Source organism: Candidatus Hodarchaeum mangrovi (genome assembly GCF_975850365.1).
Window position 1 is genome coordinate 31,536 of sequence record NZ_CDLCQJ010000052.1, and the last position, 16,501, is coordinate 48,036.

Genomic DNA, 16,501 nt, shown 5'->3' on the forward strand with positions numbered 1-16,501 from the left:
ATTAAACCAGATACTTTTCACGAATATCTTTTATTGCAGTTCCTGGTCGAACTCCTTTTGGACAAACACGATTACAAACATAATATTTTTCACAGGCAGGAACACCATATTTTATTGAAACTTGATGCACTATTTCTGAACGGCGGATCTTGCTTAAACGAGTGTCACCAATAAATCGATAGGCTTTTGCTAGAGCAGCTGGTCCTAAATATTGACTATTTTTTGCATTAACAGGGCAGGTCCAACAAATCCCACACAGAATACAATATACAAGGTGTTCAATAGATCGGGCTTCTTCTGGTGATTGAAGAGATTCTGGTTGGATATCTCTATATTCTCGCGCAAAATAAGGTTCTACATGTTCATAAAACCTCCAAAAAGGTTCCATGTCTACAACCAGATCTTTAATTATCTTCATATTTGGCAATGGTTCAATTAATATCTCATTTTCTTTATCCCAATCATTTCTTATTCTCCCAAAATTCAATTCAGGTAATTTTAGTGGTTTTTGAGTTGATTTAACCTGAAAAATTTGAGTTTTACATGCTAATTGTGGAAGTTTATCAATAGTTAATCCACAAGATCCACAAATAGCCCCACGACAAGAATAACGAAAACTAAGACTAGAATCAAAGTGATCTTGGATATAGAATAACGCTTCTAATATACTCATACCTGGTTTTACTGGGACTTCAAATCTCTGATAGTTCGGTTCACTTTGGTTAGGTTTCTTTCGATAAATCAAAAATTTTTGTGAAATATTCATGATATTTTCTTCCTAATATTTTCTTGCCTGAACCTCAAAATATCCGAGTTTAACAGGTTTTGTTTCCATCTTTAAATCACCTTTTAGATCCCTTAGAACCATAGAATGAACTAAATATTTAGTATCATCACGTTTGGGGTAATCTGTTCGAAAATGAGCCCCTCTACTTTCTCTTCTCCATAGTGCACTAAATGCAGTTACTTCAGCAATATCAAGTAAGTTCCTGAGCTCAAGAGTTCTTATTAATCCAAAATTAAATTTTCTTTCTTCTGGAGTTGAAATACCACATAACTTAACATTTTTAAATGCTAGTTGGAGTTTTTTCAAGTCTTCATAAGCACGAACCAATTCATCTTCAGTCCGATAAACAAATACATTTTTACTCATAGTTTCCCCCATAGAATGGCGGATGGCAATAGGCGTTTTTCCTAAATTATTTTCCCATCTAGTAAATAGCAAAATCAGATCATTAAAGGCTTTTTTCTCTGCTTCAATAATCTTTTGAATTGGTGGAGATTTTGATTGTCCCTTCTCTAATATTTTTTGTCCAACATATCTTCCAAATACTGCTGTTTCTAATAAACTGTTACCTCCCAGTCTATTAGCTCCATGTATGGATATAACTGCATTTTCTCCAATTGCCCATAAGCCTTTCAATGTAGTTTCACAAAATTCACCATTATATTTTGTACCAATACCTCCCATAGAATAATGATGTCCTGCATGGACAGGGATCGGAGTATCAATTGGATCAACCCCAGCAAAATCAATAGCGATTTCCCGAATCCCTGGTAATCTCTCTAGTATCTTTTCTCGTCCTAAATGCCGTAAATCAAGATGAACATATGCTTCTTCGAAACCTCTTCCTTCGTTAATTTCGGTGGTAATCGCTCGTGCTACAATGTCTCTTGGGGCAAGTTCTTGTGCTTCAGGGGCGATTTTCACCATAAAACGCTTATTTAAGTTGTTGTACAGTAATCCTCCTTCTCCCCGTGCGCCTTCAGACATTAATATATTAGTACCATGCAAACAAGTAGGGTGAAATTGAACAAATTCACAATCACTCATAGGAACTCCTGCTCTGAATGCTGCTCCGACTCCATCACCAGTACAAATTAGTGCGTTTGTACTGGCTCTATAAATCCACCCAAATCCTCCAGTAGCAAGAATAACATTGTTAGCTCTAAATATAACTAAATTACCAGAAGAAAGATCAAGGGTAATAATTCCAGTCACTTGATTTTCTACTTTAATGATATCGATAAGAAAATATTCATTATAAAATTGAACATTTTGTCGAACACACTGCTCATAAAGCGTGTGTAATAATGCATGGCCAGTCCGATCAGCTGCATAACATGTCCGAGGAAATCCAGCTCCCCCAAATGGTCGTTGAGCAATTTTTCCATCTTCAAACCTTGAAAATGGGGTTCCCATACTTTCAAGTTCCACAACAATTTTTGGGGCTTCTTTACACATGAATAGAACCGCATCTTGATCAGCGAGATAATCTGATCCTTTAACAGTATCAAATGAATGTCTCTCTGGAGTATCATCTTTCCCTGCAGGATGGTTTCCCAGAGCTGCGTTAATTCCTCCTTGAGCTGCACCTGAATGACTACGAATTGGAACAACTTTACTTATAAGAGCAACATTATGTTTTTTGGAAAGTTCTAATCCCGTTCTAAGACCACTCAAACCACCTCCCACAACAACTGAATCAAATTCCAATATATCCATAATAATTAATCTCCATTCTATTCAAAAGTAAAAATATTATTTATTTGTTATAATACTCTCATTTATGGCATCTAAGGATTGACATCCAGTCATCATCATTGCTTTAGAAAGTGTTGATCGTAAATAATCCATTTGTAATCGAACACCTTCAATACCTCCCCCAACGGCAGCTCGTACAATATCTCGTCCAATTAAGGCAGCATGAGCTCCAAGGGCAAGGACTTTTAAAACATCATAACCTGTACGGATCCCTCCATCTACAAAAATCATGACTTTTTCATCTTCAACTGCTTTGACTATATGAGGCAAAACTTCGGCAGTTCCAGGCGTGTGGTCTAGCACTCTTCCTCCATGATTGGAAACGACAATAGCTGCAGCTCCCGCGTTAACAGCTAAAACAGCATCTTCTGAACTCATAATCCCCTTAATAATGACTGGAAGTGAAGTCGCTTTAACTAGTTCTTCAATATCAGCTTCGCTTTTACGAAAAACTGGTTTATTATGCTTATTCATCATATAGGAACCACATCCGTCAGTATCTACTCCAACAGCAGCTGCACCAATTGTTTCAGCCCGTTTAAAAAATTTAATAATCTCTTCTTGAGAACGGGGTTTAACAATTTTAACTCCCCAACCACCTGCAGATTCTATGGCATTTAATCCATAGCTGCTATTTGTATAATGATAGGTGTATGTATCACCACGCCATCCTAGAGTACCTGCTGCTTTACATCCATGCACAGTCGCATGGCAGAAATCAGCTTCTGTAATTACTTTATCCCCACCAAAAGAATTAACTCCAGTAACACTGGCCCCCATAATAGGCATCTTTAACTTTTTACCAAAAAAATTAAATGTGGTTTCAGGTTCAAAATGATTTGAAACTAAATTCATGTTTAATTTAATTTTTCGTAATGCAAGCCAGTTATTATGAAAGGATGCACCTGAACCGATTCCACCGAATCCTAATGGACGTCCATAGTGTTGTCCTTGACAAAAACGACCGGGGTCTCCATCACAGTCTTTATAGACCATACAAACCCCCTTTAGTTTTTCTTTTGCGTTTTGACGAACATCTTCGAGTGTTAAGACGCTTGAATTCATATTAATTCCTTCTATTTGATAATTCCTTCAAATTGGTGGATAATTATCTGAATCTACTTATTAATCTAATCAAAACTTCTTTATTCAATTCACGTTGAAATAAAGGGCGAGAATCTTTTGAATAGATACGAGTGTTTTGTTCATAAGTTGGTTTAGGATTGATATAAAAGGTTCCTAAAGGTAATTTTTTCTTCTCTAGGGCTTTTTCTAAAGCCATTTTTTGATCATATGGATCATGAGTCTCATCTAGGTAGTAAGTATTCTCTCTGAACCATTGATACGTATTCAGTCGATTGAAACTGACACATGGGGAGAAAAGATCTATTAGCGCATACCCTTTATGGTTTAATGCCTTTTTAATTATTTCTTTTGTCTCTTCAGGGTGGCCGACAAAAGCTCGGGAGACAAAAGAGGCATTTTGGGCAATAGCGATAGCAATAGGGTTTAATGGCTCATTATATACTCCTACTCTCTGTACGCTGGTTATGAATCCGATATCGCTGGTTGGAGAGGCCTGTCCTTTTGTTAAACCATACACACCATTATTATGAACAATATTTACAATATCTGGATTATATCGAATAGTATGAAGAAAATGATTACCACCCTCGCTATAAGTACAACCATCACCTGAGATTGCAATAACGTGTAAATGAGGATTTGCTGCTTTTATCGCAGTCGCATTTGATAAATATCTTCCATGTAAGCCATTCAAGATATTTCCATTTATAAAATGACAAAACTTCCCAGCCTGTCCTATTCCCGTGACAAAAACTGTATCTTGAGGGTGAATATTTAAGTCGATCAGAGATTCTTTTAAACTACGAAGAGCACCAAAATTACCACATCCTGGGCACCAGTGTGGATCGTTTTTACTATCCCATTCTGTTCCTTTTTTTGACATTTAATCACCTCTAATTATCACTAGTACCTTTTCTAACAATTCTTCTACTGAAAAAGGATAACCACTATATTTTAATATTTTATGGGGTATTTCATGACCAAATTCAACTTTTATTAAATTTGCAAACTGACCTGTTGCATTATTTTCAATAATTATTATTTTGTCAGCTTTCTTCAAGTAATCAAGAGTGCTTCTTGGTAACGGAAATACTTGTAAAAAATGTAGAAAGGCGACAGAATACTCTTCCTCGCGTAATTCAGCAAGTACTTCTTCAATGATGTGATAATTACTTCCCCAGCCAATCATTAAAATATTGTAATCGGAAGGACCAATAAATTTAGGGGGAAAAGCGTCATATTTTATCATTTCTAACTTTTTCATCATTTTTTCAACAGATTTGTTACGAATTGAAGCGTCTTCTGTAATATAACCATCTTCAGTGTGAGTGTGAGAGTCTACTCGAATCATTCCCTTTCCATATCCTGGTATTCCTCTTGGAGAAATTCCATTATCTGTAAATTCATATCTTTGATAACCCTCTGCAGTTTCTACGAAATAGTTTGGTATTGTTAGATTTAAAATGCTAAGATCAGATAAATTATACGCTGAATTTACAATATAATGATCTGATAAAATTATTACAGGTACTTGGAACTTATCAGCTAAATTAAATGCTTCTTGTGTTAAAATGAAAGCTTCCTCTATTGATCCAGGAGCTAATAGGATTCTTGGAAAATCTCCATGTCCAGCATGTAATGCAAGCTGCAAATCACCTTGCTCCGTTCGGGTAGGCATTCCAGTGGCTGGTCCTGGTCTTTGTCCCAAATTTATAACCATCGGACTCTCTGTTACTCCAATTAATGAAATAGTCTCAGTCATCAAGGCAAATCCTCCTCCAGAAGTAGTTACAAATCCACGAGCCCCTGCATACCATGCACCATAACATTTATTTATTGCTGAAATCTCATCTTCGCTTTGATCGACAATAATTCCAAAATCTTCCCCATACTGAGCAATAAAAGACGCTATCCCGGTACTTGGGGCCATAGGATAAAAGCACACATAACTACAACCTCCTGCTATTGCCCCTAAGGCTATTGCGTCTCTACCTGAAAGGATTAAGTCTGAACTAATATTTGGATCACGAGAAATATTGAGATTTAAATTCAGAGGTTTTTTAGTTAAAACTTCTTCGATAATATCAGCTCCTTTATTTGCTGCCTCTAAATTCTTTTGAACAATCTCGATTCCTTTTTGATGGAACTGTTCTGTTAGAATATCATCAATAAGCTTTCTTTCAGTCTTAAAGAGAGTAGCTAACACTCCGATAGCCACACTGTTTGAATAGATACGGTTTCCAATTATTTCTGCTATCTTCGTAAAATCAATCTCTAGAAAAGTACAACCATTAAATGGATGCTCCCCAATTAAATTTTCATCTCCAATTATGCAGGTATTTTGGGTTATACGGGATTTAACATGACCTACAGCTTCTTTTGTTAATGGAATCAAAATATCAATTCGATCGCAGTATGCACGAACAGGCTGTGATGAAACTCGTATAGTTGTAGAATTTGTTCCTCCTCTTACTCGTGACATGAATTCTGAGGTGGAAAAGACATATAATCCAGATTTTTTCAAAATTTTGGTAAGAAGTTCCTCTACAGTTGCTATACCTTGCCCCGCTGCTCCACATAATACAATAGATATATCATTCTTTGAATCGTGTTGCATTATCCTTTTCCACAATAAAATTAATGATTTTTGTTATTCTTCAACTTAAAGAAGAGATTAGATAAATAGCTTTTTATCTCTTCAGGTAAAATTTTCAGAAATAAATCACAATTCGGGTAAGATAAAATAAATTAAGCATATTTTCCCTTAATTTTAATAATTTATTAAAAAAAATTATTACACTAGAGTAAAATATCAGATGAACTTATAAACAGCATAAATAATTGATTATCTCTATAAGGATTATTTTTTTTTAAATTAATGTTTAGAGATAATCCCATCTTCCATCAAGATTTGTCTTTGGGCATAAGCTGCAATATCTTGTTCATGAGTGATTATTACGATAGTAGTTTTGGTGTGTTCATGAAAATTCTTTAACAATTCCATCACTTGAGTTCCTGTAACAGAATCTAAATCACCTGTTGGTTCATCAGCAAAAATAATGGATGGCTGATTAGTTAATGCGCGTGCAATTGCAACTCGTTGCATCTGACCTCCACTTAATTGAGCAGGAAATTGACCTGCTTGTTGATCAATCCCAACACCGCGGAGAAGACCCTCTATCCTTTTCTTTAACTCAGTATTTAATCTTCCTGCCAAGTCTGCTGGAAGTGCAATATTTTCTTTAGTGTTAAAATGGGGAAGCAGCGCATAGCTTTGAAAAATAAATCCGAAATGCTTCAATCTAACTTCGGATTTTTCAGAATCTTTCATTTTATGTAAATCTTTACCTCTGAAATACACATTTCCGTGATCGGGAGAATCTAAACTGGCCATGCAGTTTAAAAGGGTCGTTTTACCAGCCCCTGAACTTCCTACGATTGCAACAAATTCTCCTTCTTTAATATCGAGATTAACACCCCGAAGTGCGTACACAGTATTGCGTCCTAGGTTATAATTTTTAAAAAGACCTCTAACAGCCAAGATTACGTCTTTATCAATGTTAACTGGTCCTTCATCACCCTGATCAATCAATTGTACATTAAAACTAAAGAAGGGGATATCAGAACCAAAAAAATCAGACCACATTTTTAGTGATTCAGCTTCAACAAAAAGATCAATACTTATTCTACTAATAGACTTAAGGTGAGTAATAAATTCACGTGTTGATTCTGCTATCTTTACTCCATTAACAGTTTCATCAAGATAATCTCTGAAGCATTTCTGGCATCGCTGAATTAACTCACTAAGTTCATGGAGCTGAGTTTTTCCTTCGTTAATTTGATCTGAAATTGTAGCAATTGTTGTATTAATATCTTGAAAGTCACTCTTTAGGTTGTATTGTGTTATAATCATTTTAGGGATTTCAAAAAGATTGAATATTCTATAGATTTGATTATCTACTTCCTCTAATGCAGAGAGTTTGGCAACCAAAATCCGCAAAAATAGTTCAAATTTTTCCTGTAACCTTTCATCTGAGCTTCGATAATGTGTTTTCTTAATCTCATCTTCCAATCTTACTAAAACTGATTTCATGTTAATAAATCGTTGAAGTGAAGGTGTTAAAAAATTCATAAAGAAATTAATGATCAATAATTTATCAACAAGACTATCAATCTTCATATTTTTCTGTGTATATCCAGTGAAAAATGGAAAATCGAATCCTGAGAGAAAAAAGCGGTACTCTTGAATTTCCTCCATATCCCAGACTGTAATAAAGCTTTTACTACTAATTTTTCTAAACTCTTTTGGTAATTCAATATGCAGCTTCTCAAGATTCGACCCTAATCTTTTACCCAACCTTGGCTCAATTTCTTGAACAAAATTCTTTATTATTTGAGAAGTTTCATGAAGCTCTTGATTTTTTTTCAAGTACCTTTGAAAACGAGATTCATTTTTTTTGTAATAATCATTAAAAATGCGTTTTAATTTTCCTTTTTCCACTTTCTCTACAATATCAGGATTAAAATGGCCATTTCTTGTTCCTGAAACAAATAGAAAAGTATTCAGTTCCTGAGTACTTATCTGGGAACTTTTTGCTGAAATCGCATTCTTTAACTCTGAGCTAATTTTATTTCCCAATTCTCTGTTTAATCGTCGCGAGGGTTTATTAATCAAAGCAGCTGTATAAACTTTCATTTTTAATCCTCCATGAATGGGCCATTTTCAACATGAGAGATTTTTCCATCTACCATGTGGATTATATAATCACATTTCTCCGCAATCCATCGATTATGAGTGACTAAGATGAATGTTTGTTGGTTCATTTGATTGATTCGTCTAAATAATTTCATAACTTCAGCACTTGTTGAACTATCTAGGTCCCCTGTAGGCTCATCTCCTAGAATAATGGCAGGGTTATTAATTAAAGCTCGTGCAATGGCAACTCTTTGCTGTTGACCGCCAGAAAGCTCCAATGGATAATGATATAGTCGATCGCCCATACCTAAATCCCGGAGTAACATTTTAGCTTGTTCTCTAGCTACTCCTGAAGGGATATCCTTTAATAATAAAGGGGTCTCTACATTTTCAACAGCAGTTAAAAATGGGAATAAATTAAATAGCTGGAAAATGAAACCAATATTATCTCTTCTGAAAGCAGTCATTTCAGAATCTGAAAGCTTGTTTGTGTCCAGATAATCGATTATGATCTCTCCTCCAGAGTTGTAATCAAGGTGTCCGATCATATTTAAGAGTGTTGTCTTTCCACATCCAGATGGCCCCATAATTGCCATCATATCCCCTTTTTTAACGTCTAAATCTATCCCACGAAGTGCGTGTACTTCATTTGACTTTCCTTCATTGTATCGTTTATGTAATCTGCGAATCTTGAGAATTGTCTCGGAATCGTCAATCAGACGAAAACGTATACCCTCTAGTTCTATTATCTCACCATATGACATTTTTAGATCACCATTTTATCCTACATATCTAAGAGCTTCAGCAGCAGGTATTCTACTTGCAACCCAACCTGGAATTGCTCCTGCAAGTAAACCTATAAAGGTAATAAATGAAAGATAGGTTATGATAGTATTCCACGGGATTACCATTGAAACACCCATCATATTTGCGAATCCAAGATTAACAATAAGTCCATTTACAACTCCAATAAACAGTCCAACGAAACCTAGCACAAATAACTCTAATAAAGCTGACAGCATTACTTGAAAACGAGGAAATCCAATTGCACGCATCATTCCAATCTCACGTTTTCTCTCTGCAACATTACGAACTGAAATTACCGCCATTCCTACTGCACCAATGATTAATCCAAAATTAACATAAATTTCAAGGAATGAAGTCATTTGTGTCATCATTTCTAGTTCTTCAGCAATTTTAGAATAAAGAGTAGTAGCTGTAGCAACAATGAAATTATCGTCAACAAGTTTTCGATATCCTTCATCTTGAGTATTTGTAAACTCCTCTATCTTTATGGCTAGATCCTTAATCACTGGATCATCTAATGAATAACTTGTTTTTATCAAATAAGTATCAAATTGGTTTGGAGCTCTTGAAATGGGTGAAATTCCATTAGCTTCACCAAAAAAGTTTGTATATTTAGAAAATCTCTCTGGGATGTAAATATTCCCAAGTGTACTACTAAAATCGCCTGAAAATCCACTTCTAAATCCACTTGAAGATAAGGGAAAGCCTCCGGCACGATTCGAGTCGAAGGCACCTCCAATTGTGAATGGTTGATAATTAGGAAAACCAAACATCGAGATATTCATGGGTACGAAGATTTGCATACCAACTGGAAGGATGAATGAATCAGTGAATACAATTGGATTCTTGATGGGTGTTCCATTGATAGTCAATACTTCTATATCATCTAAAGTTTGAGAGAGATCAAAATCAGTAAAATCAGTATCAGATAAAGTTGCTAAGTCAAACGTAATATTATAAACTGACATTGAGTATGATGAATTAAAAAATGCATCAAATGATTTCTTTGAAAGTTCTAGGAGTTCTTCATCTGAATAGTCGGAACTAATCGCAGAAGCAAACCCCATAGCTGATGTTGGCATTCCTGGTGGACGAATACCATCGGGTAATACTCCTAGATAAGAATCATATCTCCAGTTATCATCAGAATAATCTTGGGCTTCCCCTCGGATCTGTTCTGAACGGAGTTCAATGTATCCAATCGGCAGGAGATGTTCCTGTGGATTAAATTCGGGAGATTGAGGATTTTTTGTCGCTAAGAATTTAGTCCAATCCGTGCGGGTCGAAAAAGTCTTCATTCCAATAACATCAGTTATGCTTGAGTCTAAGTTATATAACTCATCTGTATAAGAAGTATTTTCAAGAATTATTTCCTTCTTACTCAGCTTAACATACAGATCAATTCCTCTAGAATCAGATTCGGATTGGCCAATACTACTATCTATATTTGTTGCAACTAAAGATGCAACTGTGACATTAAGTGTTAAAACAACTGCAAATATAGCAAAAGTTAGTGTACTTCTGGTCTTATGGGAAGAAATAAGCGCTGGAGCAACCTGAGCCACTCCTTTTACCCCACTTATTTTTATCAAACTTCCTCTTAAAATCCTCATAAGGGGAGAAAGATTCATACCAACTAGCATAACAGACCCCAAAACAATTTCAACGATGCTAATAATTAAGAGATTAATTGCATTACCTGATAAATCTGCGATCCAGCCTTCTCCCATGGCTACGACAAACATAAAGACAGGGATTGTCCATATTATAAGAGCAGTCATATTAAATGCTTTGGATCGATCGATATAGCGTGAAATGATAATCCCGAGTCCTATTGAAAGGAATCCGAATCCTACAAGTAAGTTTTCCCATTCTTCGACAGAATCCCAGCCAGCTGTTTCCCAGATATACTGAAATTCATCATTTAAAACTCCATTAGTAAGAAGGAAAACTAGACCTAATAACGTAAGAAGAATTCCGATTAGAGCGAAATTTCTGCCTGATCGTTCTTCAAAACTGATTTTAATTCCCCTCAACGCCTCAACTATATTTACACGACTTGCTCTTAATGCTGGAAGTAGTCCTGTTATAATTCCTAAAGTTACACCGATGATAACTGAAAATATGATTACATATTCTTTAACTATGGGTTGAACACTTGCACTACCTGATGCAAATAGAAAAACTAAATATAAGGCAACTATTTGTCCAAAGATCAATCCACCCGCTAGGCCAAAAATTCCTCCAAATACTCCTTGAAAGATAGTCTCAAGAAACATTGAACGAAAAATCCCACTTCGTTTTTCCCCTACGGCTCTCATTACCCCTGTTTGAAATTCGCGATCCTCTACACTCATTAATTGAACATTTGTGATCAATAAAATGCCTGTTATGACTATAAGGAGTCCTAGTACATTTAAAAATGATGACATAAGATTGAAAATTAATTCAATTATTCCATAATAGACTAGTCGAGCTGAATCAAGATTATATACTCTAATTTCCTGGCCATTAATATATTTAGTTGGAATAGCTGCTTCTAAAGCGTCAAACTTAGCTTGCAGAAGCTCTTCATCAATAGCGTTATTGAAATGATCTTCTTGGTACGAAATTAAATAATTACCTATGATATCATGATTTCGAGTTATATCTTCTAAACTCAGCCAATCCTGTAACGCTCTGATCGAAAATAAAACCCCTCGATAAGATGCTCCTATTCCAGGACGATTGGAATCAAAAACTCCACCTATAGAGATATTAACTCTCAGTGTGTTAAATTCTACAGTAAAAATCGGTAATCCTGTTGTGATGTTTATTATAGGGAGACCTGTTGTTTCATTTATAACCATTACAAGAGATAAATTATTAAACTCTGTATTCAGGGTTATTGGGAGGGCTGATGATTTGTTCAATCCTAAATCTTCTGCTAAGGAACTTGACACCAAAGTACTTTTATTATCAATTAAATAGTCATTAATATCCAATTCTTCTCCTGAAATCCAGTCATAGAATGAACCAAAGACACTTGGATAATTTAGCGGAATGCCTGCCATAGAAATTGACGGTTCAAATTGTGATCCAACCAGAGCTGGCCCATAAGTTTTCAATTCAGGCATCACACCTAACGCATCAGGGGCTAAGGACGAAATAATAGTTTCATCCGCAGTGGAGAGGTAACTTCCTGTTGCGTTTGAAACACGAATATCTACTTCCCCTTCACGAATGAGAAGGCTTGTAAGAAATGCATTCTCTAAGGTGTCGGTAGTGATTTGAATTCCGACCATTAAGGTGACACCTAAGGTAATTGCAAGAATTGCACTTAGATTCTTTGTTTTTCTCCGGGTCAAAGAGCGTTTAACAATCTTTAAACTAGCTAGTAATCCCATGAAAACACCTTATCTTATATTTTTACTTTGTTTAACAACGATGGTACCTGCGATAAAATCAAGGACTCTTTGTTGTCGCCCACGAGTTTTCTCTGATAATATTCCTAGGAAAAAATCGAAAGGGAGAAATGAAGTAAGAAATGGGACTTTTGTAATATTTCTAATAAAAGACTGAGTCCAAGTAATTTTGATTCCAGATTCGTCAACGACCAGCAAACCTAATATTTTTTTTCCTATTGTAGTAGAGTACACATATTCACAAACTATGAAATAAACAAGTATAAAGCCAAATATTGGTATACTAATAAAGAAGAAGCCAAATGGAATGTTAAGATCATGCCATTTTAAAGCATCAAGCTGAAAATCAGAAAGAATAATACGGGTGAAACCAAAAAACACGAATAAACCAATAATGATTGAAAAATCAATAATTGATGCAAGAACTCTAATCGTCCATCGTGCTGGTGTTGTCCCCCAATCATAGCTGATACTTATATTTCGAGCAACTTCTGTCGGTACTCCGAATACTACCGAAGGAGGTCTCTTATCTGATGACTCCATTGCGATTCGAACATCTTCTTGTAGTTCTAACAATACAGGAGCTTTTTGTGATTCAGAATATGGAAGAAGTTTGCTAATCGACTTTATATACCCCAATATCGAATTAGAGGTTTTTTTAATTTCCATATTAGTCACATTCTCCTTAATTTGCATTTTTCTCAGTTATATTTAGCAACATCTGTGTAAATTCAGTTAATGAATATCCTAGGTGGAGTAAAAATTCCTTACCACTCTGAGTAAGTTGATAATATTTTAATTCCTCATCTTTTTCAATTAAATTCTCATCAACAAGACTTTTGAGCATTGGATAGATATTAGATCCAACAATCGTTATTTGTCCTTTAGATAATTCAACTATTTTTTTGATTAGAGGGAATGCAGTACTTTTTCCAACCTCCTGTAAAGCAAACAGAATAAGTGGTTTTGAAAACCCTTTCTTATATTCGGTTTGCCATTTTTGAAGGAGTGATTCTTCAATCATGAAAATCATCTGTCTTTGGAAGAGTATTGGAAATCAAAATATATGTACTGCAAATATTAAGTGCCTATAAAAGGCACATCTTATCGGAATAGTAGAACCTGAATGTTAATTTAACAGTATAAAAAATGAAAAAATAACAACGTTTGGTTTAAAATATTCGAAAATCACTGCTTAAAGTTAAAAATACAATATTTCTTAACTTCAAAATGAAATTCCAGTTAATTTTGAGAAATGATGGGTCTTAAAATAGGCAAACAGTTGATAACACATATTTTCTTTGACTATACTGTATGAAGAATTTCTGAAGAAAAAATATCAATGTATGTGTATTAATCTCTTGAAATATCAGACTTCCTTTAGGAACTATCATTAGTTTATCTTTTTTAACCCTGTTCTCCTTGATAAATAATCTAAGCCTATTTACATTTGGATTAATACTTATTTTAAGCTATAACATGACTTTAGGACATAATCTTAGTCTGAAATAAAAAATAATAATAAGAATTGCGAATACGTTTAAAAGGATTTAATCCAACAATATTTTGAGGTAGTTGATTAATGGTAAAAGTAGTCATAATGAAAAAAAATGGAAAAATTGAATTGCAGGAACAACCTTACCCGAGTTTAGAATCAGGAGCTGCGCTTGTAAAAACTGCTTATTCTGAAGTTTGTGGAACAGATGTACATCTTCAGAAAGGGCATTTAGCTGATGTTCCCTATCCAATCATTCCAGGACATGTCTCTACTGGAACCATAGAAGAGTTGAATGGTGATATTTATGATATTGAGGGCAAAGTACTCCAAGAAGGGGATCCAATTACATTCTTAGATGTTCATGAGACCTGTAATAATTGCTGGTACTGTCTTGTCGCAAAGACAAGTACCCGTTGTCCTAAAAGAAAAGTATACGGAATAACTTATTCATCAAAAGAAGGACTCTTAGGAGGTTGGTCTGAATATATTTATCTTAAACCAGGTGTCAAGATAATTAAGCTTCCATATAATGAATTCATGAAAACATTTATAGCTGCTGGGTGTGGATTACCCACTGCCATTCATGCAATTCAGCGATCTGAAATCAAACTAGGGGATACAGTTGTTATTCAAGGATCAGGACCGGTTGGTTTAATGGCTGGATTATTAGCAAAATTGAGTGGAGCGTTTCATGTTATTATGATTGGAGGTCCTGGACATCGGTTGAAGATTGCTGATTATTTTGGGATTGATACAACAATTAACATAATGGATTTTGATCCAGAAGCTCGAGTCAAACAGGTATTTGAACATACGTACAATCGGGGTGCTGATATAACTATTGAAGCAACGGGTGTACCTACAGCAGTTAAAGAAGGATTAGAAATGACTAGGGACGGGGGAACATATACCATTGTTGGACAATATACAAATGCGGGAGATGTGACAATCAATCCGCATTTAGACATTAATAAGAAACATTTAACAATAAAAGGTTCTTGGGGTAGTGATTTTAGCCATTTCTATTTAGCGGTTGATTTAATTAAACGATATTCTACAACATATCCTTTTAAAAACACTATTAGTCGTGAGTATTCATTAGAAGAAGCTGCAACAGCCTTAGATGATGTTGAGCATCTAAGAGTTATGAAAGCCATTATAAAACCGTAAAGAAATGGAGATAATTATATTAAACTTGAAGGTTACAAAGATTTGAAGATCGCTCTCATTCAAGTTCCCTTTCACTTGGGAAAGGAAAATATTGGTATGGGAAAGGGACCCATCAGATTTTTAAACGCAGGAATCGATCAGAATTTGAAAGATCAAGGCTATCAAGTAAAGGTTGAAAGAATACGACTTTCAAAACAATATAAGCGTGAATTAGAAACCATTGCTAGTTTAAATAATACATTGGGAAATGTTGTTAAAAAAGTATTAAAAGAAGGTTTTTTTCCTTTTATTCTAGGAGGAAATTGTAATACATGTCTAGGTACATTAGCAGGATTTGATAAACCAAAACCAGGTATAATCTGGTTAGATGCTCATGGAGATTTCAATACTCCAGAAACATCCCCAAGTGGGTTTCTTGACGGTATGGGGTTAGCCATTGCAACTGGTCAGTGTTTTCATGATATAAATGCTATAATTGAGAATATGCATCCGATTCAAGAGTCTTGTATATTGCACATTGGAGCACGTGATTTGGATCCCGAAGAACGTAAGCTTCTAGATAGTACCGAGGTTCTTGTTGTTGAAAATAATATATTGAAGAAGAGAGGAATACGAAATGGTCTTCTACCAAAGTTAACAGAACTTAAGTCACAAACTCAACAAGTTTATCTCCATATAGATATAGATGTGTTTGATCCTTCAGTAGCTCCTGGTGTTGACTTTCCTACACCTGAAGGGCTTTTTCTACATGAAATGGAGGAAGCTATTAAGATAATTGGTGATAATATTCAGATTAAAGCTGCAGCTCTCACAGCCTATAACCCCGAAAAGGATTTCATTGATAAAACACTTCATACTGGACTTAAAGTGGTAAATTTAATCTTAAAAACCGTTGAAAATCAATCTATAGGCAAACTGAATTAGGAATGGTTTAATTTTATAAAGTGGGAAGATTTTGTGAAGATTTACTTACTTATTGGTAAAATTGACAAATTATTAAACTTTGTTGCTGGAAGTAAACCATCTTATTAGCTAAAGATTGATTTTGGAACTCTAGGAGTAAGAAAATCATCATCTCTTCTTTTTACAAGAATAAAAAAAAATTCTTATCAATCATTAAACTAAAGCCAAAGTTATTAGATAGTTTGATTGCGCGTGTGAGCTAGTGATTTTTTAATGAGTTCTTGTAAGATATTCTGATCAACATCATCTAATTTATTAATATAGAGACAAGATTTTCCAGTTTTAAATTTACCTAGATTTAATAAAAGAGAATCATGTTCTTCAAAACCAGA

Annotated in this window: 12 protein-coding genes; 2 read left to right on the forward strand and 10 right to left on the reverse strand. The window is 34.8% G+C overall.

Translation table 11 applies throughout. From position 1 onward, the window contains the following. Window position 1: 1 nt before the first annotated feature. The 10 genes from ACWVCY_RS05360 to ACWVCY_RS05405 all read right to left on the reverse strand — a co-directional run bounded on the left by ACWVCY_RS05360 (window position 2) and on the right by ACWVCY_RS05405 (window position 13,562). Window positions 2–766: a succinate dehydrogenase/fumarate reductase iron-sulfur subunit gene (locus tag ACWVCY_RS05360; protein WP_455140914.1), complete on the reverse strand. Its 765-nt coding sequence runs from the start codon at window positions 764–766 to the stop codon at window positions 2–4. A 12-nt stretch (window positions 767–778) separates the two neighbouring features. After that, window positions 779–2,506, reverse strand: coding sequence for an FAD-dependent oxidoreductase (locus ACWVCY_RS05365; protein ID WP_455140915.1), 1,728 nt, complete (start codon window positions 2,504–2,506; stop codon window positions 779–781). A gap of 36 nt (window positions 2,507–2,542) precedes the next feature. Further along, window positions 2,543–3,610 carry an alpha-hydroxy-acid oxidizing protein gene (locus tag ACWVCY_RS05370; RefSeq protein WP_455140917.1) on the reverse strand — a complete coding sequence of 356 codons (1,068 nt, stop codon included), beginning with the start codon at window positions 3,608–3,610 and terminating at the stop codon, window positions 2,543–2,545. Between the two features lie 43 nt (window positions 3,611–3,653). Next, a complete protein-coding gene (locus tag ACWVCY_RS05375; protein ID WP_455140919.1) occupies window positions 3,654–4,514 on the reverse strand; it encodes a thiamine pyrophosphate-dependent enzyme in 861 nt (286 codons plus the stop codon). Beyond that, window positions 4,515–6,248 carry a 2-oxoacid:acceptor oxidoreductase subunit alpha gene (locus tag ACWVCY_RS05380; protein WP_455140921.1) on the reverse strand — a complete coding sequence of 578 codons (1,734 nt, stop codon included), beginning with the start codon at window positions 6,246–6,248 and terminating at the stop codon, window positions 4,515–4,517. A 258-nt stretch (window positions 6,249–6,506) separates the two neighbouring features. After that, window positions 6,507–8,327 carry an ABC transporter ATP-binding protein gene (locus tag ACWVCY_RS05385; protein WP_455140923.1) on the reverse strand — a complete coding sequence of 607 codons (1,821 nt, stop codon included), beginning with the start codon at window positions 8,325–8,327 and terminating at the stop codon, window positions 6,507–6,509. Between the two features lie 2 nt (window positions 8,328–8,329). Next, window positions 8,330–9,091 (reverse strand): ABC transporter ATP-binding protein, encoded by a 762-nt coding sequence (locus ACWVCY_RS05390; RefSeq protein WP_455140925.1) that lies wholly within the window; start codon window positions 9,089–9,091, stop codon window positions 8,330–8,332. Between the two features lie 15 nt (window positions 9,092–9,106). After that, the gene (locus tag ACWVCY_RS05395; protein ID WP_455140927.1) at window positions 9,107–12,520 is read right to left on the reverse strand and encodes an ABC transporter permease; all 3,414 of its coding nucleotides are present in this window, start codon (window positions 12,518–12,520) and stop codon (window positions 9,107–9,109) included. A 9-nt stretch (window positions 12,521–12,529) separates the two neighbouring features. Then, window positions 12,530–13,207 carry an RDD family protein gene (locus ACWVCY_RS05400; RefSeq protein WP_455140929.1) on the reverse strand — a complete coding sequence of 226 codons (678 nt, stop codon included), beginning with the start codon at window positions 13,205–13,207 and terminating at the stop codon, window positions 12,530–12,532. A gap of 16 nt (window positions 13,208–13,223) precedes the next feature. Then, window positions 13,224–13,562: a PadR family transcriptional regulator gene (locus tag ACWVCY_RS05405; RefSeq protein ID WP_455140931.1), complete on the reverse strand. Its 339-nt coding sequence runs from the start codon at window positions 13,560–13,562 to the stop codon at window positions 13,224–13,226. A 558-nt stretch (window positions 13,563–14,120) separates the two neighbouring features. On the opposite strand from ACWVCY_RS05405, the gene ACWVCY_RS05410 reads away from it, so the two are divergent. Next, window positions 14,121–15,206, forward strand: coding sequence for a zinc-binding dehydrogenase (locus ACWVCY_RS05410; RefSeq protein WP_455140933.1), 1,086 nt, complete (start codon window positions 14,121–14,123; stop codon window positions 15,204–15,206). Between the two features lie 42 nt (window positions 15,207–15,248). Next, on the forward strand, window positions 15,249–16,130 hold the full coding sequence (locus ACWVCY_RS05415) for an arginase family protein (protein ID WP_455140935.1): 882 nt from the start codon (window positions 15,249–15,251) through the stop codon (window positions 16,128–16,130). Window positions 16,131–16,501 lie beyond the last annotated feature (371 nt).